Source organism: Acetobacter sp. (assembly GCF_022483985.1).
GTDB lineage: Bacteria > Pseudomonadota > Alphaproteobacteria > Acetobacterales > Acetobacteraceae > Acetobacter.
The window spans coordinates 1,911,010-1,934,146 of the sequence record NZ_JAKVME010000001.1; the positions used below are offsets into that span (position 1 = coordinate 1,911,010).

Below are 23,137 nucleotides of genomic sequence, written 5' to 3' on the forward strand. Positions count from 1 at the left end.
TCCCTTGTGTTACGTCACAGTCTGAACCGGCAACAGAACCGATGTATGCTCACATTGCTCTGACGGGCCTACTCAGCCCGCGAGAGCCGCAATTTTTTCTACACATTCATCAACTGTATGAACGTCAGCGAATTTTGCATCGATATCGAAAAGATTCCACGCGACGGCGCCTGGCACCCGATCACCAATACATTCCTTGACAGCAATTGTCCGGAAACCGTCAGCAAGCCCATCACAAATCGTCGTGCGAACACAAGCGCAGGCAGTCACACCTGTGACCAAGATTGTATCAACGCCGGCCGCCCGCAGAATTCCAGCCAACTCTGTTCCATGGAAAGCTGAAGCCCGCTTTTTCAGCAGAGTGTATTCACCCTCGACCGGAGCAATACGACTATCGATTGCCCACAGATCTCGATCTTTCAGATTGACGACATCTACCGGAATTTTGTCATGCCAGAGACCCATGTCAGTCAGAGAAGCATTGCGATCCGTAATTTCGTATGCCGTTGTAACGTGCACCACTGGCAGTTTGTGAGCACGGAACGTCCGAAGCAGCTTCTGCATGCCCGGAATGATTTCACCGTCCATCTTTTCCTGATCGCAGGTGAAGGGATTACCTGGACGCGTCCAGGCATTTGCCAAGTCGACGCTTACGAGAGCCGGTCGTGAACCGAACCCGACCCGACGCTGGAAGCCGCGTTCCTGATAAAGACGTGTACCTTCGTTAAAAGCCTGCTCAAGCAGACGATCCAGTTCTTTTGCATCAAGGGCCATCAGAGCCATCCTTAATCGAGAGACATCCAGCACTACGCCCACGTTATCGTGGCGGTGTCATTGCGATACCAGAACAACATGCACAGAGCGAAAGCTACAGGGAATTGGCAAATGAACACCCTTTCTTGCGCGAAATGCATCACCACTTGCCGATGGGTTCCCAACTGTCGTAGCCTGAAGGCGACATGGACGATCCGCATCCCTATTGCCCCGTTCAGGAAAGGCAGAAATCGTGGCGCGAGCGGAAAGCATCGGTTTACTCGATACATTTATCGTGGTGGCTGAAGAATTAAGTTTTAGGCGAGCCGCTGCACGTCTGAACATTGACCAATCAGCACTGACACGACGTATCCAAAAGTTGGAAAATCAGGTGGGTGTGCAACTTCTTGTGCGTTCCACGCATAACGTTCGTCTTACGGACGCCGGGCTGTATTTTCTGGAAGCAAACTGCAGTGTTATCGACCGCTACATGTCCTCGATCAAAAGGGCACGGTCAGTTTCAGAAGGACTTTATGGACATCTTTCGATTGGTTACATGAATTTTGCGGGAGTGGATTTATTGCCAAGAGCAGTAAAAGCCTTTCGCGAATCTTTCCCTGATGTCCTGATATCTTTACTTTATGTTCCAAGTCAACTTCAACAGATTCAGCTTTCACGAAATGAAATCGACATTGGCTATACTATTGGTCCGATTCAGAATCAGGATATTGATTTTGTCACATTACGACAGGAAGATCTTTTTCTCATCGTACCTGCTGCCTCCTCTTTAGCAAACAGGCCTTTCGTTCCGGCATCAACCATTAATTCGTTAAAATTCATTATGGGCGATGACGACGAATGGAGTTTTTATCGATGGAAAATTGAAAGTTTATTGAGAGAAAGCAACGTATCTCTTGAGATCGTGTGGAAGATATCAAATATCACGGCCATTTTTGGTATGGTCTCTGCAGGATGTGGAGTAACTATTCTGCCCGAATGCATGAAACACGCCATTCCTTCATCACTTGTCTCCGTACCGATCACTGGACTTTCGCAGGGGATCGAGATTCAAATCGCATGGAGTAGGACTACTCATTCCTCGCATATTCATAAGTTTCTATCACTCATTAAAGACACAGATTTATGAATCAGTGATTTGACCCCGACAATATATTTCCATTTATACGGTTATTGGAGATATGATATCTGTATTTATTACTTAGGCTCAGGACCCATTGATTTAATTGCGGAAATCTGATTCACGCTTTGTGAAGAGACTGAAGATGAGCGACTTGTTTTGGCTGACGGATGAACAGATGGAGCGTCTGCGGCCATTCTTTCCCAAGAGCCCCGGCAAACCTCGCGTTGATGACTGCCGCGTGCTGAGCGGCATCATTTTCGTGAACTGCAATGGCTTGCGTTGGCGTGATGCGCCCCGGGAATACGGTCCGCACAAGACGCTCTACTACCGTTGAAAGCGTTGGGGCGACATGGGCATTTTCATGCGGATGATGGATGACCTGTCTGCCGCGAAGCCGAGCCTCAGGCGATTATGATTGACGCGACCTATCTCAAAGCACACCGCACGGCTTCCAGCCTGCGGTTAAAAAAGCGGATCCAGGCCGCCTGATCGGTCGCACCAAAGGCGGTATGAACGCCACGCTGCATGCGGTCACCGATCAGAACGGACGACCGCTGAGTTTCTTCATGACAGCCGGACAGGTCAGTGATTACACCGGACCTCTGCTCTTCTGGAAAGCCTTCTCATGGCACAGTGGTTGCTGGCGGATCGAGGTTACGATGCTGACTGGTTCCAGGATGCTCTGGAAAAAAAGAGATCAGGCCCTGCATTCCAGAACGGAAATCTCGCGGAAAACCGATCAAATACGACAAGCGAAAATACAAACGCCGCAACCGCATAAGCCAGAGCCCATGCATCGAAAGGCCGCTGACAGGAATCATCGCCACAGCGGAGACCACCGCAATCTGCGCCTCCAGCGCGTCAATGCCGCAACCATGACATCACGCGCGCCGCCGCATCCGTCTGGCTGGCATAGATCCTCGCCGACAAAGGCTATAATTATCGACGCTGCCGACAGGCATGCTCCAGCCGCGGGATCAGGATCAGGCACAGGGTCGCCAAAAAAGGTATTGAAAGCAGTACCCATCTCGGAAAACATCGCTGGGTCGTCGAGCACACCTTCGCGTGGGTACCCCGTTTTCGCCGCCTCACCATCCGCTATGAAAGAAGGGTCTGATTATTTTTTGAGAAGTTTTTGTATGGTTTCGTTGAGGGCTTCGATGGCGGCCTCCTTTGCAGCGTCGCTGTCGAGCCCTCCCTCGACAACAGAGAGGGCGACAAACGCCGCAAGCCGGTCGGCCGCCTGCTCGACCGCCCGCCCGAACGGAATGCTGCCGGCCTCCAGACCGTCAGCGATCTCGCGTCCGATCCGCCGCATCGCCTCGCGCTCTCCCTGACTGAGCTGCGGTGACGAGACCTCGCCCGTCACGGACGGACAGGGCATGCCAGTCTGCATTCCGTCATGCACCGGCCAGTCATACAGAACGGACAGGCGCTGGCAGTATCGCCGGACATCGAGATTTTCTTCTGGCGCTGCAAGAGGATATGTCGTGCCGTCATGGAACACGACCTCCGCCTGATACAGAGGAGCTCCCCTCCTCCCGGGCAGAGGGTTCACCAGCAGGGATCTTACAGCCTCAGGCTCAAGATGGTCCGGATCAACAAAATCCCCGACGATCGACGTTGCCGTCCTGTGACGCGTCACACTCATACAGGCTCCGCCGGGCCGGTAATCTGCCGCAGGCGCTCCACGATCGGATCGGGTCTCTGCGGCCGCATGGCTGTCGCCCCAACCCGCACCTCAAGCCATCTCAGAACCTCCGAGCGTGAAGAAATATCCACTCTCCGGAACAGGGCCAGCAGTCTCTGCTCTGTTTCGTCCGAGGCAGGGAGAGACGCGGGCTCGTCTTCCTCCCGGAACAGATCCCACAGCGCAATATCGAGAACGTCTGCGACATCGCCCAGACGTTTCAGCGAGCAGCCTCGGCGTCCCCCTTCCCATAACGCGATCGCCGTGCGGGAAATCCCCGCCTGAACTGCAACTTCGTCTTGCGACAGTCGCGCGCTCACCCGGGCAGCCCGCAGGCGTTGACCAACGATCCTGTCGGAAATTTTGTCGGAATGGGGAGTTGCCTCCGTTCCCAGCAACACCGCGCCATTGCCACGAATCCACTCATGGAATGCATGAATCCCCGAATTACTCGGCGCGCTGCTATTCTCCTCGCCCTCAACCTGAAAGAGCACGGTATGACCCGCGACGAGGACGATTGTCCTGCGCCTCATCTTCATCCGTCCGGCTCCCCAGACCTGCCCGGCTTCCAGATGAATGGCCGCACTCATCAGAGTTTTCTCAATACGCAGAAAAATATCGTCCAGATGACCAGACTGATAAGCCCCGCGAAAACAATCCCTCTGAACGGCCGACCGTCATCCGGGCTGGGCCGACCACCTTCTTGCGGTCTCTCGATAGTCTCCATGATCAGGAAATCTTTCTTGTCTGCCGTTCCACGTATTTCTGGACGGTGATTTTCAGTTCCGGCGAAAGACGCCTGTAAAGATCGACAAGATCAGCCTCGTCCGCGCCCAGCGTCATGGTCACGTTCTCCTCGACCATACCGGTGAGGAAGAAATCCACGGGCACCTGAAACAGCGCCGCCAGTCGGGGAAGATGCAGATGCGCCCTGCTGGTGCGTCCCGTCTCCATCGCCGCCACTGCGGAGCGGCTTATCCCCAGCGCTCTGGCCATCTCTTCCTGAGTGACGCCGGCACTTCTGCGCAATGTGACGATCTTCTGCGCCAGTTCCGCAGCCGGTGCGGCCCTGCCCTCGCCTTCGGCATGCAACGCCGCATTGTGAAGGCGCATCCATCGGCGGAATGTCGACTGGCTGACCAGATAACCTTTGCCCCTGACGGTTTGTGAGGGTATCGACACGGTCTGATAGGCCAGCATGCCTTCAGGGAGATCGACGATCCGGCGCGGGAGCTGTCCGGCACCCTCATGCGGCATCCATATCTGCCCGGACTGAAGAATAATATGTGATGTCATAGCTGTTTTTCTAACAGATACAGTCCGTCCCGTTCCCCCGAAGGGAACGGGACAGGCCGTAATCAGACCGACTGCTGCAGGGTCTGACCGTCCGTGTCGGACACGAGGTAAGGACCTGCCGCCACAAGCTGAAGGGTCAGCATGGCCACACCAGCAGGGGGACGCTCGCCCAGCGGCAGCAGGGCGTCGCCCGTCGTCCAGCGGCAGCTTTCTCCTTCCAGCCCGTGCCAGCCCGTCAGGTCACTGACTGTAAGATGACTGGTGACAGGCACCGTCCGTCTGCTTTCGAACAGCGTGATGTCGCCGATGGCCACACCAAGACGACGGCGATCGTCAACGAACGGACCGAACACGTCGCTGGGACGGCTGGCGTTGGACACGATCCTTACGTTTCTGACGGACGCGGGGATCATGAACATGACGCTGCCGTCATGCTCGCGCGCCTTGCGGATGACAGCTCCCGTCTCCGTGACGAGATGGATGTCCGTCTCGTCCGTGAGAACCGGCGCGGCATCCTTCCGTTCGATCTGTCCGGCTTCCGCGCGGCTTTCGATCGAACGGAACAGCGGCTCCACGAAATCACAGGTGACGCCAAGCGGCGCCCCCCCGTCCTCGCCCCAGGATTTGCCCTGTGCTCCGGCGAGGATCACCAGATTGCCGTGCTGTCTGAAAGATGCCCTGTTGCCGGTGTCGAGATAACTTTCCGTCAGCATCCCGTCCGCCCAGATGACGGAGTGCTCTTGCGTCTCGACATGGTAGAAGCTGTAGCTCGTGATCGTCCGATCGTAGAAGATCGACCGTCCATTCACCAGCATGCGCACAGGAACAAATTTATCCTCAAAGAACAGGCAATGTTCAGGTGTGATCAGCATGTCCTTGTAGGGAACACCGTCAGAAATCGCGTCCTTCAGGACGCGGACCGGGTAGCCCGCCTCATCGTCAGGCAACCCTGAACGGACAACCATCTTCTGGCTGCCAACCCACGTCACCTCGCGCTGGGTTTCCACACCATTGCGCCAGTTAAAAACGGAAACCGTGTCGCCAATCCGCACATCCTCAATCAAGACCTCTCCAGACGGGGTCCGGATCAATGTCCCAGGCAGGAAGCAGGCACCGATATAAGTGTTGCCATCGTGATATGTAATTTTGAGAGGATTGGAAGTGGTATCTGTCGTGCTGGTACTATAAACGCCATCTGCCAGAGTAACACCAGACGCCAGTGTTGCTGTATAGGTCGCAATTGTTTTCCCATCAGTGCCAACAAGTGTTACCGTGCGGCTACTGCCAGAACCTGAAACAATATATCCTGAAATTGTTGCAGTCGTATTTTCAAGTTCAATAGTATCTTTGCTGGGATCATAGCCTGTGATTGATGTTGAACTAAGATCCAGAAGGCTTCCGCCGGCATTAAGGATTAACGTCCCGCCGCCAGTGGTGAAATTGACTGTTGAACCATTGAGAATGCTCGCAAGATTACTTCCTGAGGAATATGTACCGCCATAGCCAATATTGATTGTGCTACCAGAAAGAGCACTTGCAACAATACCTGATGAGAAAGTCAGATCTCCGCCATAAACATTGAGAGTTAATCCAGTGATAGCAGAAACACCAAGGCTAACAGTGGTATCTCCACCAATATAAAAATTTAAACCACTAAGGGCATTAATTGCGATATTTATATTTCCCGTTGATCCTGGAACACTGACATAAGTTCCTGTGAGAATGCTTACCAAGCTAAGGCTACTGCCACTACCTGTAATAATATTCCCCACAGGAACGCTTGAAAGAGATTTTATTGTATTTCCAGATGAATCAGAAATAACAACATTATAAAACAAACCAAGCAAATCAGATTGATTTACTGTGTATGTTAAGCCAGATGCCTGATCAGTATAGGAAGCCATAATAAAACTCCTTCATATTTCGCTACGCATCATGCGCAACCCTTGATTTGCGCAAAAAAATATTTTGGGGTCTGTTTGCTTTTCGATGACAATTTTCTTGCTTTCGGTCCATGTGGAAGTTAGGCTCGAAGCAAGTCCAAGGCGAAGAAGCCTAGTCTAAAATGCATTTGCGCAAATCAAGCGTTGCGCAAATTTGACTGTGCGTCGTAGGATGCCGCCATCACGAGCATGGATGGCAAAATATGGCGCGGAAAACCGGTTATGCCCGGGTCAGCACGGTCGGGCAGACTTTGGATATGCAGCTCCGCACTCTCAAGGCATTCGGCTGCGAGAAAATCTTCCGGGAAAAAGCCAGCGGAGCCGATGCGGAACGAATCCAGTTACGAAGACTTTTAAAAAGCCTTTCCAACGGTGATACCGTCGTCGTCACACGTATCGACCGCCTTGCCCGCAGCACCTTCGATCTTTTCGCCATCGTGAGGGAAATTACCCAGAAGGGGGCGCAGTTCTACTCACTTGCAGAACCATGGGCAGACACGACAACCAGCACGGGCCGTCTGATGCTGGCTGTTCTGGGAGGCCTTGCCGATGTGGAACGGGATCTCATCCGGACACGAACCGCTGAAGGCCGGGCGCGAGCACAGGAAATGGGCGTCAGAATGGGACGTCCCGCCCGGATTACTGGCCTCCAGCGCGAGGAAATCGCACGCAGACGACAGGAAGGAGAGCCCCTGAAGGCTGTGGCCGATGCATTTGGAATCAGCGCGGGTACCGTTTCACGTATCGCAACAGGCGCGGACAGTCATCGAAGCAGAAAGAAAGCCGTGCCGCCCGACGAAGAATCATAAAGCTGAGTTTCCGCAACCCATGTGCGATGGAGCAGAAGTCATGCGGGACTGTAACCGGCTTGGCCTGACCCTGAGGGATCATCCCCAGGCCTTTCTTCGCAAGGCTCTGCGGGAACGGTACATCGTCATCATCGGCAGATACTGGCGGTGACAGGCATGCTCCAGAAGGAAAGCGACGTCATGCATCTGATCGCGAGGAGATCACTGACCTCTCCGGATTGCTGGCCGATGTCGCAATCACTCCTTGCAAGATATTATTACAGACCCGCAGGACTTCCGGTCCGAACATATGATGATAAAATCACGAAACTTCCACTAACTGACGCCCCATCAGTCTCTGTGCAATCCCGGCAAGGGCCGTCGCCTTGCAGCCTGTGAGAAGAGGGGACCAATCATAAACTCGTCGGGTTGGTACTGTTGTATGAACGCAGAAATCCTTGCCGCTACGACGTCAGCCGTTCCTGTAAACATATAACGCAGAGTCCGGTTGATGAACGCCTGTTCCTGTTCACTCCATAAGACGGATCGAGAGGCTGGAAATTGCGTTGGACACCCGCGGCACAACGCAACAAAATGCTGCTCCAGTGAAGTTGCAGCATGCTGCGCCTCGGTGAGTATTTCTCCAATAATCGCATTGACAGCCAGCATGGCGCAAGACTTCGGGAGGCGTTCTGACGATTCAAAACACTGACGATAGAGCGCGAGCGCCTCTTCCATCAGATCCGGTGCGATCGGCGACGGCAAGCGGTGCGTGGTTGGGGAACATGACTGCCCTCCGCACCGAACCGAATGGTTTTTGTCGCTCGTGCAACATAGTCGACATCGTCAGAACAGAACCAGAGCTTTCCTCCCTGCTCATCTGATCCCCGACATAATGCCCCTTTCCAGTCATCTCGCGCATATCTGTGATCCCGGTCAGACGCCAGCCACCCTCTGCGTTGCCGAATGTCCAGAACGCAGCACTTCGTCGCTTCGAAGCAGACGTAGCTACACGGTATATGCGGTGCCTGGTGCCCTATCCTTTCCCTCGCCTGCGAGACTTCAGTCATTCTGGAAGGCCGACCTCACGCTCTCAGCAAAGCCTTTCCATTCGTCATCTGTGACCTGGTGGGCGACTTCAGGTCCTGAGAATTCCTTCCGCAGACCGTTGCTGACGATGAAGTCGTTGGATTGCAGGCTTCGAATGATGCGGTCAGCATCCTTGTCCGGCATGTCCAGCATGGCCTTGATCAGCCCGCGCGCCGTATAGTGACGCCGGAGATAGTCAGCCTCCTCCTGCATGTGCTCGTCCATCGTAAGCCTGATAACGTGCCCAAGATAATCGACATGCCGGGCAAGGTCCGGATAGCGCCACGCTGGCCGGGCAACTCCATCGCCAGTAAATACGAGGTTGGACTGAATACCGTCCGAATAGGTTTTGTTTTTCGACGCGAAAGACACATGCGGACGCGCGACCCTCATCAGAGGATTTGAGACGCACTCAAGGATCGCATCGTAGTGACGCCTGCTTGTCTTGTCGGCCATAATGGCAACGGACACCGGAATGATGACACCATCCGGGATAGCGTTATCCCGGCAGAGAATGTCATTGATGAGGTAGCGGTGTGTCCGACCATTCCCGTCTGCCAGAGGGTGAATGTAGACAAAACCGAAGGAAGCGACTGCAGCACGCAGGATGGGTGACTGCCCCCGGGTTTTTTTGAGGAAGGCTGCAAGTCCATCAAGCATATCCTTCAGGTCTTCCGGTGGCGGCGCTACATAATGTACGACTTCCCCGCGTATCGTGTTCTCACCTACAAAAACCGGTGATTTTCTGGGACCGAAACTGCTGATGAACGTTTTCGGGCCGATGATATCCTTCTGCAGCTCAACGAGCGCCGGACCGATAAGAGGGATTGCACCCTTGCCGGTCCTGGTTGCCAGCACATGGCTGAAGAGGGCAATCTTGTCGGTCTGGTCTGCTTCGCCCTCAATTGCAAAGCTCGCCTTGCTCTCCCGATTGGTCAGCCAGACTGCTGCCCGCGCAAGCATGTCATCGCCGAAATCCTCCTGCAGGCGGGTATATCTGGCTGCGATGTTGAAACCTGCGGCACCCTCCAGCTGCTGACTTTTCCAAACGGAAGGACAAAAATGCCTTGTCCCGGGCATGTTATCCCGCACACGCCACTTTTTAATATTGATGGCCTGATCCTGGCTTGCGGTAACAACCAGTTCGTCATTCAACGCGGAGACATAGTTGCCACCGACCGCCGCTTCGGTTTCCAGTTCCTGTCCCGTCAGAAACTCATAGAGGAAGGCGGCGCGGCGTGCGTATTGCCCGGTCGGTTCCCGCTCTATCCAGTCTCGCACGAAATCAGGTCCCGACACTTCAAATACCCGCGCCAGCAGTTCGAGGTTGGTTGGTTCATAACGTAAATGGAACTGAAGATGTCCAGCGGGGCTCTCAGCGGGGCGCATGCTTTCCGGGTAAACTTCATGGCTCTCAAAACCATGATGGCGGCTCTCCCGGCGCGAACCGGTCGTGCTGGTCACGGGAAAGCCGCAGCACGGATCAACGCCAAAGTTATCGCCGAGCCATCGCCCCCCAAGCAGTGTGGACCTTTCTGTGTCCGCCATTAGAAATACGCCTCATTCGAAAAAACCGATTACGATTGTTCATATTCGATTAGAAATCAGCAATATTGCAAGAAAAGACTTACGCTGCGGGTGAACGAGTCTCCGGAAAAGCCGGGCCAAGGCAGACTGACAAGGCCCGATACAGAACAAAATAGCTGTTTTCCAATACAATTCGTCGGAATGCAGACCACCCGCTCCCCCGAAGCAGACGTTCGGCCTGCAGGTCGATGTTTCGAACACTCAATCCATCTCGAGATAGTCAGTTTATTTTATTCCAGCGATATCAACAGGTTCCAGTTCTCAGTTTCATTGTCGTCGGCACGCCATTGATTTTATTAGATAAAATCATCAGGCTGATAAAGAGTTAGTGGTTCAATTGAACCACTACAACTCGAAATCATCGGCGATACCCCTCAGATAGGTCGGGTCAAATTTTCTATAGACGCGCCGCAGGGTGGCTGGATCAGTCGCCAGCCAGTCCGATGCCTGATCGATAGGCACCCTATCCATTGCAAACCATGAAGCCACTGAGTGCTTGATATGATGCGGTGTCGGCTTCCCCGTCAGCCCAGCTCGCTCGCACGCCTTGGCAAATGGCCAACGCAGCCCTTTGGGGACTGGCTTCCCGTGCCACTCGACGACATAGTTGCCAATTGATAGACCTTTGGCTCTCTCCATCTCTGCCCTCAGCGCCTTTGTCATGGGGACGATGGATCGGCGTTTGCTGGTCAATGGCTTGCCGGGTTCCTGGAAATCAATCATGCCGGTCTGCCAGTTCACTCGGTCCCATGTGAGGGCGAGAATGGATCCGCGTCGCGCTCCGGTGTAGACAGGCGACGCCAGTCATGATCGAGGACATCAAGGCTCTTCTTCAGCCTATTCGGGAAGATCGTGCGCCAACCGAGGCTGAGTGGGATTTTGCCCGCCAGCAATTGGATGACGGCAACGCTGCTGTCCAGGCTGGCTGATGCCGGGCTGGTTCATACCAGCCTGTGTGGTGATGGTTGCGGTGAGCCAGGGGCTCGTCGTTGCCATCGTCTGGTCCAGGCACCGCCTCAGGTGGCCGTATGATGGAAGCGGGCGACGATGATCGGTTTACACATCGGCGGCTTCTGTTGTCAGGTTGGTCGATTGTCAGCAGTTATGGGTCTGATTGGTTTACAGGCTGCCTGCTCGGAAATTCCAAATCAAGCGCGCCGCCAGCTGATAGGCTTTACACGTGCGGACATGGTCTCCTGCGCAGGAATCCCTGACCAGGACGAGATCCGCGATGGACAAGAGATTATGGTCTGGCGACAGGATCGGCCAGTCCAAGGTCCGCTGGATCTCAAGACGCCTTTTTCGTTTGATCTGTCTCTGGGAGAGGGCACGGCACGTGCCACGTCATGGCGACTCTACGAAACGGTGTCGTTAATCGGATTGCTTATTCTGGTCCCAGCGCCACATTGGCGGGACCAAATGCAGCCTGCGGTCCAGTTGCGCGGGGGTGTTTGAGGGGCGATTCAGAGAGGCATAGACTCGCAGAATGACTGCACGGATTTAGGTGTGCAGAAGCGGCTTTCTATGACCCAAAATGTATTCGCGTGAACCGAAATGATTATCTCTAAAAATTTATTATCGTGAGAAATCAGCCGTTTTTCAGCCAAATCGTGGTGGGTGCGACAGGGATTGAACCTGTGACCCCCGCCGTGTGAAGCGGCTTCCGGCATGAATAAGTCCTTGTTTTTGTTACATATTTTTTTGACCGATTCGGGCCGATTCATCAAGTGGTGAAGCGTATTATATCAAGGGCTGGTGATACTGTAACCTGTCTGGTGGATGGATTAGGTGAAGTCGATTCCATCGGTGATGTCGATGTCAGACGGATTGATCCCACCGCTCCGCAGAGCGGAGCGTGTGGCGGTGATGTAGGATATTTCAGAAGACAGATTTGGCTGCTATCGCTGATGTCTATGCTGTGGGATGGGTATAAATCTGATTGATACCCTTGGGTTCATACCGGGTGGTTGATCCTGCTTGGTGACGGGTTTGGTGCCTATGGTAGAAACCGAACCTTAGCTGATTTACGTGGGTTATCTGCTGATGTGATTTGGCTTGGTAGTCCTTGTCCCCCTTATTGCCCCCCTTAGAAACAAGGCAGGGTGTAGTTAATCCGATTGATCCCACCGCTCCGCACAGCGGAGCGTGTGGTGAAATAGGTCCATGCCGGGTAATGGGACTGGGTGATCTGCTTTTGGTTTAGTGGGCGGATAGGCGTGTGGCCTGATGTAGGTCCATGCCGGGTGATGGGTGTCGCTGATGTCGATGTCCTTGGGTTCCTTAAATCCGATTGATGCTATAATTTTGATTCAGTAATGGCTTGGGAAGTCAATCGGAAATTATCGCTTTTATATCGGAAAATTATCGGAAATAAACCGATAATCAGTAACGTCATTTATCTATGCAATTTATACATATCAGCCATGCTTTTCTATAGATAAGTCCTTGCGCTGGTAGAAAAGAAGCGCCGATGTGTTGATACAGCAATTTTGTTGTATATTTCCCATTATCATCTTTATATATATTATTATTAATAATAATTTTTTAGAAATATACAGCAAAATTGATGTATGGATAGAAATAATGGCGGTCTAATCACGTTTTTCAGGGGTAATTTTTGTTTGTTTTGCTGGTTTTTTGTAGTTTCCATACTACAAAATTGCTGTATAAATGCCGTATTCTGGTCATATCGGCATTTCCTTGATTTAAAGCCGCTGTGTAATTATTAAATGAATTGGGTATAATCTATGCCTTTCATTTAATATACCGCTATACAGGTCACATGATGGTCAACTTTATCCCGCTTGTCCCGTCAACGGGATAAACACGGGATAAACACGGGATAAAAGGGACAAGACCTGATAGGCTAGAACCCTTGGTTTTCCTTGGTTTTTTCGATAGGACGGGATAAAGGGACAGGGACAAGGGCAATTCCATATATGTATAATATATATTTTTACTTTTTTTCTTAAGAATAAAACAAGAAGAAAACATCCCGTTTATCCCGTTATGGCTGTAACCACTTGGTTTTCCTTGGTTTTTTCAGGGACAAGTAAGGGACAGCAGGAACAAACAGGTATTGCTTTGTTCCTGTCCTTGCCGATACCAATAAGCAGAAACATAGCCCTAAAATAGCACAGGATGCCGCTACAGTGATTATTAAATGAATCAGCTATGATCTATACCTATTAAATTATTTGAAAGTGAAAAAATGACAGGCGTACCAATTTCATCAACCGCGCGATGCTTCGGGGGGTGGTCTTGCTGACGGATGGGTATCCCGGTGGGGGGGGTGGTCACAGGTCACAGGATGGTCACTGGTTCAAGGGACTGCCCTGTGCCGGTGATGCGGGGGAAAAGGGGCAAAAAACACAGATTTCACTTATATATATATTTTTTTCTTCTTTTTCGTATAAAAAAAACAATATCTAATAAAACAGGAAATTATCACCGGCATCACCGGCATCACCGGCATCCCTTGTTTTTGGCCTGAAATGACCTGTTTTTCCCTTATTTGCGTGAATTATCGTTAAAATTGGTGTTATTGGTGCCGGTGGAAGCGATTTCCTTGCCCCGGCATATCACCGGCATCACCGGCATTTGCCCGTAATCCGATATAAAGCCCTGTCTGTGCATTATTAAAGACAAGACTAGCATCGACATCAATCATTTAATTATAAACGCATGTGGTCTGGTATTATCCTGTCCCTGTGCTGTTCTAGTGATACATGGGAATAATGCTTTTCTATCATTGAAACTGACGTGCCTGTGTTTCTGGCAAGCAGATGGATATCTATGCCGTTGTTAAGTCCTTTGGTGATGTAGTAGTGTCTGAATGAATAACAGGTTCTTTTAACGCCACGATAATCAGTGGTTAAGTCTGCATCTTTCAATGTTTCATTCATCTGTTCAGAAAAGGATGAAACCCTGTTTCCATTTTTATAGGTGAATAGATAGTCGTCTGTATTAGGTTTCTGTTCTGCATATAACACCTGTAAGGGATGAATAATGGACGGGTTAGGGATACAGGTTCTTGATTTGGATTTACCCTGTATCTGTATGGATAGTTTATTGTCGATTGGTTTGGTGTCAGTAGTGAAGTTTATAATATCTGACCATTTAAGGTGTAGACATTCCGTATCACGCAAGCCGCTGTCTATCATTATTTCAGTGAAGGCCCAGAACAGGAAACGGGAATGGCGATTGGTTTCTGTTGATTGCTGTAGGCGTTTCATGGTGATGGCACGAAACTTCGCCAATTCCTTATCTGTGAAAGATGGCCTGTTATCAGTAGATTTTGTTTTCTTTGGTTTAGTGAATGATGGAATTTGTGATAGGTGGCCTTCCTGTTTCATCCATTGAAAGAAGTCCCTTAGAATGGCGTTTTCATGCTGGACGGTGGATTGGCTAGGTGCTTTCCGCATTGAATCCGTGACAGGTGAACGGATTAGCATCCCCGGACTTTTAATAAGGGCATCTTCTGGCCTTGCACGCCGATATTCCAAGTGGGTGATGTCCTTGCCCGGTCCTTCTGTCCAATAGGTATTACGCCATTGCTGATAGCTGGCCATTGTCTTGTCTGTAATAGACTGATTGCCAATGAACGAACCAAAATAACGGGTCATCACTGTTTGTCTGTATGACGTTTTCTGATGTAATTCAGGTGGACGTTTTAGGGACATCCATTGTTTTATAAGTGATTCAGTGGTTTTAATCTTTAATGACTGACCTGATTCGGCTTTGTTTACTGCACCCCAATATTTTCTATAAGCCAATGACAGGGCATCAGGATAAAAGGCAGTCTTTAACGCTATCCTTTGTTGTCCATGACCGGCGATAGAAAAGCGCATTGAATAGTTTTTTGTGCCGGTGGGTATAAACAATGTGAATGGCTGAACAGGCGGCGCTTGCCCTACTGTGCTAATTCTGTGCTTACGATGATTTTCGTTCATAGCTAAGTCCTTGATTTTCCTTGATGTGGAAAATCTTGTGCTAGAACTACGCTAGGGTCAAAAGTGGATATATCCCTAAAATGTATAAGGGAAAAATCCAGCTAAGTGTTTGATTTTATTGGAAAATCGTGGTGGGTGCGACAGGGATTGAACCTGTGACCCCCGCCGTGTGAAGGCGATGCTCTACCGCTGAGCTACGCACCCCGATTTTGCGTAGGCAGCTCATAGCCAGAACGGACAAAGAGCGCAAGACACAAATGGGTAATTTTACGCGCCACGGAGCGAATGATCCCACTCACCCACACAAAAAGACCAGCCGTCCACGTCAGACTGAAAACGGAGCGGAAGCCCAGACCGAGCCTTTTTACTGAGATGCAGGAGGTGTGATCGGGACTTTTGCCACCAGAAAAGGTGGTCTGCGCATATCCTGACCGCCATGTAGCCGCGGAAGGCGGCTCCACTGGCCAAGAACGACATAGACATACCGGGAATCGGCGAAGATTCCATCCGGCCATACGAATCTCGGGTCGGAGGCAATCAGCTCAAACCCGCCATCCGGGTTACGACGAAAAATGGCATCATGATCTGCCGCTGTGGTGTAGATGCGATTCCATGGATCGGTGGCAAGACCATCCGCCGCACCTTTCTCGCCTTCATCGACAACACGCTGAGCGAGTTCGTCTGAACTGACGGAAAAATCAGCCAACTGCGCCGTAGACAGACTGTAAAGACGACGGCTGGCCAGTGGCGAATAATAGAGCGTCTGTGAGTTAACGGAGAGTGTTATTCCGTCAGCCCCGCCAGCCGGGAATGTGGGGTGTGTGGAATCATAATGAAGCACTCGCCCATCCAGAACAGTCTGATACCCTTTATCTGGCATGGTTGACACATGCCCCGCCAGCACACGTCTCTGCCGACCTGTGGCGATATCCACGACAACGAGGGCGGGATGGCCTCCGAAGGAGCTGTCGGTAATGAACGCCGTGCCCTTCGCGCCATGCGTCAGATCGACGCGCAGATCGTTCATGTGACTGTCAGGCAGTAAAGCCTCTTTCAGAATCACGCTGGCGATGATCTGACCGCTTGTCGGACTGATACCTACAACTTTAGCCCCACCCGCAGGAATGGAGTGTCCTTTGATTTTCCCGTCATCTATGACCCAGATATTACCCTGTGTATCCGTGGTCATCCCGTGAGGGGAGATAAGCCGGGATGCAGGATCACCTTGTGCTGATTCCGAAAAAGCCGATGAAGGAAATGGAATGAGCTGTCCATTCTTCCATTCTGCGAGCACCGGTCCCGGATGATCGCCATCATGCTTCGGGAAAGTCAGAAACAGACGATTATTGACGACAGCAATCCCTGACGGGTCGGGAGCGTCAATCGTTGCGACAATTTCCACTGTGCCGCTGGCGCCAAATGCCGGATCAAGATTACTGGTGATCGCCGTAGAAGCGGCCTGTGTCGTGGAAACCGTAGCAACACAGAGAACACCTGTCATCAGCAGGAAATACAGCTTTTTCATTTTTCCAAAAACAGCTTGAGGCAAAGTAATGGCAGTCAGGACAAGGTGATCATATATCATCGAAGCCTGATGTCAGGGGAAGTCATCAGGGACGAGTTGTTGTTACCGTCCCGTTTTCCCATGTTTCAACAATCCTGTCGGCATCTCCGATCGCGACCGCGGGATTTCCTGAAACCACCAGAAGATCAGCCCGCCTACCAGCAGCGATCACACCTCTGTCGGAAAGATGCAGCAGATCGGCAGCGTTCTGAGTGGCAATGTGGATGGCTGCGAGTGCTGGCACTCCTGCCTGAACAGTCAGGGCAAGTTCCCTATGTTCCGCCACACCGGGCACGCGAAGCGGCATTGCACCGCTGTCTGTTCCAAAACCAATCTTGACGCCCGCATCGTAGAGCGTCTTAAGGTTTTGCAGATTCATCGCAAGTGAGGCCCTCGCGAAATCAGCCTGCTTGCCGGTCATGTGCTTCTGCCGCCAGACCGGATCGCTGACCTGCCGAAGCAATGGCGTCGATAGCCCGGCAAGCGTAAAGGCTGTTTGTGTCCACGGTGAATGCTCAGCCCATGCCGTGCTGGCTTCATCGAGTTCCAGGGTCGCGATATACCAGATCTGCCCGGATTTCAGCTTTTCGATCAGAGCCGGAGGGACGGGCTTGTCCCGTATTCCGTGAGCAAGAATATCCACACCAGCCGCGACAACATGTTCTGCATCGTCGAGATCATGAATATGTGCAGCAACACGCAGATTGCGCTTGTGGGACTCATCCACGACAGCGGAGATGATGTCGGGAGCCATTTTAACCGGCAGAGAGCCATCGAAGTCATCAACCCAGATTTTGACCAGATCGCTACCTTCATCCGCCATGATATTCACATCATGACGGGCTTCTTCCGCCGTTCGGGGACGGAATAGCTGATCAGCCGTGACATTGACCGGAGGAGCCCCCTTGGGCACCCCGATCCCTTGATCCACACCGAAAAGATCGGCTGGCGTTTTGCCTGCGTGAGCGTCCCGTCGTAGCGGATCGAACACATCCGGCGCGTTATTGCCCAGAGCTGTGACGGTCGTCACGCCGTAACGACGATACTGTTCAAGCTCGGAGATGATGGTGGCGCGCGTGTAAAACTGAGGACCGGCTACGACGCTCTCATATTGTCCGACATGGCTGTGATCGGAAATGAGACCGGGGAGCACCGTGTCGCCCGAGCGATCCAGAATACGGGCGCGACCGGGAACACTGATACCTTTCCCGACAGCCAGAATACGGCCACTCTGCATGACCAGTGTGACATCCTCCATGGGAGGCGCGCCCGTACCGTCGATGACCCGTATATGTGTCAGGGCGATAACAGGCGCAGAGTCTGCAAAAGCGGGCACTGCCGAGAGCAGAAAGGCTGCTGTTGCCAGACTGAATTGTCTCATTACAAACTCCACGCTTTTTCCATCAACGATATAAAGCTTGAATTCGTTCCTTCAGAGACGTGTGGAAAAATGACTTCAGGCAACTATAGCAGGGCCGCTTTGACAGCCCACCAAACCTGACAGTGACAAAATTCCAGCCACACAAACCATTTTCCGAATACATTCAGCTCGTTCCGGTCTTCATGGCAGAAGCAGGAAACAAGAGTGTCGGAAAGGCTAAGCTGGTTTCACGACAAGCTTACAGTTATCCGAATCTCTCAGTTATTGCCAGATGAAATACGCTTCTGAGATCCGTGGAGCGCCCAGAATTCCGAGAGTTTTCTGAATTTGGCAGCCGCCGCATCCGGCGGAAGATAGGAAATCAGAACAACCTTGGCTTCCTCCACATGATCGGCGGCGATGAGGAGAAGGGCATAATTTTCCCGCGTCCGCGGCGCTGCATCGCCTGTGATGGCATATGGCTTGATGATGGCCAGACCTTTGTAGACATCTCCTGACAGGCCAATGGAAAGACCGAGATTGACCTCAGGCGAAACCATACTGGGATCAATCTGAATCGCCCGCTTATACTCGGCCTGCGCTTCGGCGTAATGACCGTTCAGATCCAGAGCCACACCATAATCATCAACGATATGTGGGTCGTCAGGATAGAGCTTGACCATATTTTCCAGAATGGTCAGAGCTGTCTCAGGCTTGCGGCGCATGTATATTTTGACAAGCCCCATCCAGCCATCCTTGGAATCATGATTGATTCCGATGATTTTCTTGTAAAACTCGATGGCAGCCGTTTCTCTCCCCAATGCCTCATGCGTTCTGGCGAGCCTGAGCAGAACGGCGGGATTGTTGGGATAACGCTGGTTCAGTTCAATCAACTGCGGGAGTGCGCTTTCCTCTTGGCCGTTTTGCACTTCGATATCCGCAACAGCGAGTTGTCTGTCCACCGTCGCCGGTGAATGAGAACAGGCGGCCAGTAACAGGCATCCGATGAGGCCTGCGTGGCGTGTTAATAGTTTCAACTGAATAACCCTTTGATTTAAAGCTTTTTGATAAAGTTTGAAACTCAAACTAGCCGGTGAATGTCAACCACCTGTAAACAAACCCACGCATTTTGATAAGATATTCGGGAAGTCGGAGGACTGGCTGACTTCTGCGGATTTTCGGACATAAAGCCGATGCCCTGTCAGCGGGTCAGAGCAGACACAACCTGTGCAGTATCCCAGACGCCCTGCCCGCGACAGGCTCGCACAGGACGAAGTCCGGTTTCGGTAGCGCAGGCGCACTCCCATCATCCTGAAAGTCCACAAAGCGGAATACATTCAGCAGAAGCGTTTAATAGATTCCATATCTTATAATCTGTTTTCGAATGAAGGGGTAAACCGGTGCGTCACAACCGCCCCAACTGCTTCAGACTGGCCCAACTTCCTCCATGCAGCGCGAACACATCGTGCAGCGTCATGGCAAGAAAGCCACCAGCTCTGACCAGTTCACGCGCCAGAGGCTCGTCCAGCCCAATAATTTTTTGCGGCTCGGCCCCCTCACCGCACAGACGGATCAGAATCAGCGCGGTCGCATGGACTTCCAGAGCCCGCCGGAGAATATCCGCAGCCTCCTGCTGGGTCTCCCTCCCCTGACTGGATGGTCCGGGCAAGGCCTCGTCCGCCAGAAGACGGTTTTTATTATCGAGAAACAGCACACGCAGTTGCCCCGGCACAGCCCCTTCCAGAGCGGTATCGAAATATCCGAGCAGAGCTTCCCAGTTTCCCAGATGAGGACGTTCCCTCGCCTCCGCTCCCCCAAGACGCTGGGCCGCCAGCGAGGAAAGTCTGAGAGCTGCGATACTGTCACTGTTCAGTCCGGCAGTTTTCAAAGCCGCAACCGGCGCGGACAGAACGCCCGCGAAAGAACCGAACTGATTGATCAGAGCTTTTGCCAGCGGCTTCGTGTCGCCACGCTGAACGCCACAGAACAGCAGCATCTCCAGCAGTTCATAATCAGCCAGAACAGACGCGCTGCGTGCGATCACACGCTCCCGCATTCTCCTGCGATGGCCATAAGGCCCCGTGCTCGCGAATGGGAGCGTCTCATCTGGACGGGAACTGGATGGGAAGCCGGGCATGAACAGATTCTGTCACTGAACGTACTGAATGCCAAGACAGCGGGCTGATACCGTCTTTTCGTCAGATCAGTGAACTGCTGTCGGCTTCCCTCCACTTTTCATCTTTGAAAGCAGAAAACAGAACGGAACGATGCAGAAGGCGGCGATTCCAAAAATCATGAAAGCTTCATTGTACGCCAGCATGGCGACCTGCTGACTGAAGTCCGTAAACAGGTGATGTGTCGCTAGCGCGCTCGCTTGCGGCTGATGATTATGATCGAGGGCGACCTGCCGTCCACGCGCCAGATAGTCATTGTAAGGCTGGTGAAACGGCGTCATCCAGTGAACCATATCAGACTGGTGCGCCTGCCGACGCTCAATGATCAGAGCCGTCGCTCCCGAGATACTCAACGAGCCCAGAAAATTCCGCACCATCGAAAACAGTGCCGAAGCATCCGCGTTCATGGAACGCGGCAGGGTCGCATAGGCAATCGTGGACAGCGGCACAAACAGAAAAGCCAGGCATGCGGTCTGGCTCATCCTGAAAAACACCAGAGACTTGAAATCAGTCGTGGGCGTAAGATTCGCCGACCAGAACAGTGAGCATCCCATCAGCGTGAAGCCGAGCGCAATGACCGTGCGGATCGGTACCAGTCCCATCAGCTTTCCCACGATGGGAATCAGGATGATCATGGCGATACCACCCGGTGACAGCACAAGCCCTGACAGGGTGGCCGTATACCCCATCACCTGCTGTGCAAACTGAGGCACGATAATAGCGGACGAATAGAGCAACGCGCCCATGGCGCCCATCAGGAAGGTTGCAACCGCAAAATTGCGATCCCTGAAAACATTGAGGTCTACAGCCGGACGCTTCGCTTTCAGCAGCCAGATGATGGCGCCGATGATGCCAATCGCCGCCAGCACCGCCATGATGCAGATGAAGGTCGAGCCGAACCAGTCATCATCCTCGCCACGATCGACCATGATCTCAAGACAGCCGAAGCCGAGGGTGATCAGGCTGATGCCGATCACGTCAAACGGCTCACGGCGCTTCTTCGCCCAAGGCGGATCTTCCACAAGGAACCCGACGGCGATCGTGGTGAGAATACCGAACGGCACGTTGATGAAGAAAATCCAGCGCCATGAGAAATTGTCGGTGATCCATCCACCCATCGTCGGCCCAAGCACAGGCCCGACGACCGCCGCAATGGCCGTCAGCCCAAACGCGGCCGCCCGTTTCTCCGGCGGGAACACGTCAAGGATGATCGACTGCTGGTTGGGCTGAAGCCCGCCACCGAAAAACCCCTGCATCAGGCGAAAGAAAATCAGCTCGCCCAGACTGGTGGAAATGCCACACAGGAAGGATGTTACGGTGAACATCCCGATACAGACCATGAAATAGAGCTTCCGGCCAAACAGTTTTCCAAGCCAGCCGGAAATGGTCAGCACGATGCCATTGGCCACAAGATAGGATGTGAGCGTCCATGTGGCGTCGTCATATGTACTGGAGAGACTGCCGGCGATATGCGGCAGCGATACGTTCACGATGGTCGTGTCCAGAATCTCCATGAACGCCGCCATGGTCACCACGAAAGCGACGAGCCACGGATTGTATTTTGGCTTCCAGTTCTCGTCCTTTTTCTCGACGTCGCTGGAGGCCGCGCTCATGGGTTGCCCTGCTCCAGCTGTTCGTGGCCGGGATCACGGTTGACGACATGTCCATCGGAACCACGTGCGGCAGCGCTGTCCGTATGCACGACGGGCACGGCCGAGAGACCCAGCGCCAGCGGAATGTCCGGATTGAGTCCACTGTCGATACGGATTTTCACAGGGACACGCTGCACGATCTTCACGTAGTTTCCGGTCGCATTTTCAGGCGGGAAAGCACTGAAAGTCGCGCCGGTTCCCTTCTGCAGCGAGTCGATATGGCCATGCAGATCATGCGAGGGATAGGCGTCAATGGAGATATCCACCTGCTGCCCCGGCCGCATATTGGTGATCTGCGTTTCCTTGTAGTTCGCAATCACCCAGACTTCAGGCTCCACGATTGAGAACAGGCTCTGCCCGGCCGTCACGTAATTGCCACGCTCGATATTGCGTTGTGAAATCCAGCCGTCATGCGGAGCGCGGATTTCTGTCCAGCCCAGATTCAGCTCCGCCTTGACCAGCGCCGCCTTTGCGCTTGCCAGATCAGCGCTGTCTCCTGCGACAGCCGCCCGCGCATTGCCAATATTCGGCTCGACCGGGGTCGCTATCACAACCTGCGCCTCAGCCTGCTGCACATGGGCTCTGGCCTGATCAAGCGCCGCCTTGGAATAATCAATATCCTGCTGAGTCGTCGCCGCATGCTCGACCGAATGCTGCCGCCTGTAATCGGTCAACGCCTTGAACTCATCCGCTTTCGCGGCAGACAGCTCGGCCTGCGCCGCCGTCAGTCGTCCGGGGAAGTTTTTCTCGGCCACAGCCAGCATCATCTGGTGAGCGGTCATGCTGGCCTCGCTCTGCTGGACACTGGCGATGGCGCGGTCACGCTCGGCCTGCCAGTCACGGCTGTCGATGCGGGCGAGCAACTGCCCGGCGTGAACGAACTGGTTATCGTCCACCAGCAACTCAGTCACGTATCCGGCGACGTGCGGCGCAATGGTGATGGAACGCCCTGCCGTAAAGGCGTCATCCGTCTCGATTTCGAAGCGGTGCATGAACCAGTAAACAGCGGCGCCGATGATAATCAGCAGAAGCGCAAGAATAAGGATGACGCGGATCAGCGGATTCCGCTTTTTCTCCGGCTTCTTCTTTTCGTCCTGCGTGCTGTCCTGTGTCTGCTGTCCGTCGGCCATGCCGTCTCCGTCCGCCTG

The 23,137-nt window shown here is 52.9% G+C and carries 19 protein-coding genes, 1 tRNA gene and 2 pseudogenes; 6 read left to right on the top strand and 16 right to left on the bottom strand.

Annotation, left to right across the window (positions count from 1 at the left end):
• Positions 1-72 precede the first annotated feature (72 nt).
• The gene (locus LKE90_RS08480) at positions 73-774 is read right to left on the bottom strand and encodes an isochorismatase family protein (protein ID WP_291501430.1); all 702 of its coding nucleotides are present in this window, start codon (positions 772-774) and stop codon (positions 73-75) included.
• A gap of 232 nt (positions 775-1,006) precedes the next feature.
• On the opposite strand from LKE90_RS08480, the gene LKE90_RS08485 reads away from it, so the two are divergent.
• The 3 genes and pseudogenes from LKE90_RS08485 to LKE90_RS08495 all read left to right on the top strand — a co-directional run.
• A complete protein-coding gene (locus tag LKE90_RS08485) occupies positions 1,007-1,900 on the top strand; it encodes a LysR family transcriptional regulator (RefSeq protein WP_291501431.1) in 894 nt (297 codons plus the stop codon).
• Positions 1,901-2,036: 136 nt separating this feature from the next.
• Positions 2,037-2,674 (top strand): annotated as a pseudogene (locus tag LKE90_RS08490) (IS5 family transposase); the annotation flags it as partial.
• Positions 2,675-2,816: 142 nt separating this feature from the next.
• A pseudogene (locus LKE90_RS08495) lies at positions 2,817-3,005 on the top strand (transposase); the annotation flags it as partial.
• Between the two features lie 6 nt (positions 3,006-3,011).
• Here LKE90_RS08495 and LKE90_RS08500 read toward each other — a convergent pair.
• From LKE90_RS08500 to LKE90_RS08515, 4 genes are all read right to left on the bottom strand, one after another.
• Positions 3,012-3,545 (bottom strand): hypothetical protein, encoded by a 534-nt coding sequence (locus LKE90_RS08500; RefSeq protein WP_291501432.1) that lies wholly within the window; start codon positions 3,543-3,545, stop codon positions 3,012-3,014.
• A complete protein-coding gene (locus LKE90_RS08505) occupies positions 3,542-4,174 on the bottom strand; it encodes a helix-turn-helix domain-containing protein (RefSeq protein WP_291501433.1) in 633 nt (210 codons plus the stop codon). Before LKE90_RS08505 ends, LKE90_RS08500 begins: the two co-directional genes overlap by 4 nt.
• A gap of 139 nt (positions 4,175-4,313) precedes the next feature.
• On the bottom strand, positions 4,314-4,880 hold the full coding sequence (locus tag LKE90_RS08510) for a helix-turn-helix domain-containing protein (RefSeq protein ID WP_291501434.1): 567 nt from the start codon (positions 4,878-4,880) through the stop codon (positions 4,314-4,316).
• 62 nt (positions 4,881-4,942) lie between these two features.
• Complete coding sequence (locus tag LKE90_RS08515) at positions 4,943-6,784, bottom strand: Hint domain-containing protein (RefSeq protein ID WP_291501435.1); 1,842 nt, start codon at positions 6,782-6,784, stop codon at positions 4,943-4,945.
• 242 nt (positions 6,785-7,026) lie between these two features.
• Here LKE90_RS08515 and LKE90_RS08520 point away from each other — a divergent pair, with 242 nt between their 5' ends.
• Positions 7,027-7,632 carry a recombinase family protein gene (locus LKE90_RS08520; protein WP_291501020.1) on the top strand — a complete coding sequence of 202 codons (606 nt, stop codon included), beginning with the start codon at positions 7,027-7,029 and terminating at the stop codon, positions 7,630-7,632.
• Between the two features lie 330 nt (positions 7,633-7,962).
• Here the strand turns inward: LKE90_RS08520 and LKE90_RS08525 are convergent, their stop codons facing one another.
• The 3 genes from LKE90_RS08525 to LKE90_RS08535 all read right to left on the bottom strand — a co-directional run bounded on the left by LKE90_RS08525 (position 7,963) and on the right by LKE90_RS08535 (position 11,091).
• A complete protein-coding gene (locus LKE90_RS08525; protein WP_291494171.1) occupies positions 7,963-8,349 on the bottom strand; it encodes a hypothetical protein in 387 nt (128 codons plus the stop codon).
• Positions 8,350-8,673: 324 nt separating this feature from the next.
• Positions 8,674-10,248, bottom strand: coding sequence for a Fic family protein (locus LKE90_RS08530; RefSeq protein ID WP_291494169.1), 1,575 nt, complete (start codon positions 10,246-10,248; stop codon positions 8,674-8,676).
• Positions 10,249-10,632: 384 nt separating this feature from the next.
• Positions 10,633-11,091, bottom strand: coding sequence for a tyrosine-type recombinase/integrase (locus LKE90_RS08535; RefSeq protein ID WP_291494180.1), 459 nt, complete (start codon positions 11,089-11,091; stop codon positions 10,633-10,635).
• A gap of 2 nt (positions 11,092-11,093) precedes the next feature.
• Between LKE90_RS08535 and LKE90_RS08540 the strand changes: the two genes are divergently transcribed.
• Together LKE90_RS08540 and LKE90_RS08545 are read left to right on the top strand one after the other, a co-directional pair.
• The gene (locus tag LKE90_RS08540; RefSeq protein WP_291494168.1) at positions 11,094-11,216 is read left to right on the top strand and encodes a hypothetical protein; all 123 of its coding nucleotides are present in this window, start codon (positions 11,094-11,096) and stop codon (positions 11,214-11,216) included.
• Positions 11,217-11,334: 118 nt separating this feature from the next.
• Positions 11,335-11,742 carry a hypothetical protein gene (locus LKE90_RS08545; protein WP_291494166.1) on the top strand — a complete coding sequence of 136 codons (408 nt, stop codon included), beginning with the start codon at positions 11,335-11,337 and terminating at the stop codon, positions 11,740-11,742.
• A 2,219-nt stretch (positions 11,743-13,961) separates the two neighbouring features.
• On the opposite strand, the gene LKE90_RS08550 is transcribed toward LKE90_RS08545, so the two are convergent.
• The 8 genes from LKE90_RS08550 to LKE90_RS08585 all read right to left on the bottom strand — a co-directional run bounded on the left by LKE90_RS08550 (position 13,962) and on the right by LKE90_RS08585 (position 23,119).
• On the bottom strand, positions 13,962-15,239 hold the full coding sequence (locus tag LKE90_RS08550) for a tyrosine-type recombinase/integrase (protein WP_291494164.1): 1,278 nt from the start codon (positions 15,237-15,239) through the stop codon (positions 13,962-13,964).
• A gap of 129 nt (positions 15,240-15,368) precedes the next feature.
• A tRNA-Val gene (locus LKE90_RS08555) sits at positions 15,369-15,443 on the bottom strand.
• Between the two features lie 160 nt (positions 15,444-15,603).
• Positions 15,604-16,764 (bottom strand): SMP-30/gluconolactonase/LRE family protein, encoded by a 1,161-nt coding sequence (locus LKE90_RS08560; RefSeq protein ID WP_291494162.1) that lies wholly within the window; start codon positions 16,762-16,764, stop codon positions 15,604-15,606.
• Positions 16,765-16,849: 85 nt separating this feature from the next.
• Positions 16,850-18,184, bottom strand: coding sequence for an amidohydrolase family protein (locus LKE90_RS08565; protein ID WP_291494160.1), 1,335 nt, complete (start codon positions 18,182-18,184; stop codon positions 16,850-16,852).
• 257 nt (positions 18,185-18,441) lie between these two features.
• Positions 18,442-19,125, bottom strand: a complete 684-nt coding sequence (locus LKE90_RS08570; RefSeq protein ID WP_291494158.1) for a tetratricopeptide repeat protein — start codon at positions 19,123-19,125, stop codon at positions 18,442-18,444.
• Positions 19,126-19,568: 443 nt separating this feature from the next.
• Positions 19,569-20,300, bottom strand: a complete 732-nt coding sequence (locus LKE90_RS08575) for a JAB domain-containing protein (protein WP_366509557.1) — start codon at positions 20,298-20,300, stop codon at positions 19,569-19,571.
• Between the two features lie 66 nt (positions 20,301-20,366).
• Positions 20,367-21,950 carry a DHA2 family efflux MFS transporter permease subunit gene (locus tag LKE90_RS08580; protein WP_291494154.1) on the bottom strand — a complete coding sequence of 528 codons (1,584 nt, stop codon included), beginning with the start codon at positions 21,948-21,950 and terminating at the stop codon, positions 20,367-20,369.
• Positions 21,947-23,119: an HlyD family secretion protein gene (locus LKE90_RS08585; protein WP_291494152.1), complete on the bottom strand. Its 1,173-nt coding sequence runs from the start codon at positions 23,117-23,119 to the stop codon at positions 21,947-21,949. Before LKE90_RS08585 ends, LKE90_RS08580 begins: the two co-directional genes overlap by 4 nt.
• Positions 23,120-23,137: the final 18 nt, after the last annotated feature.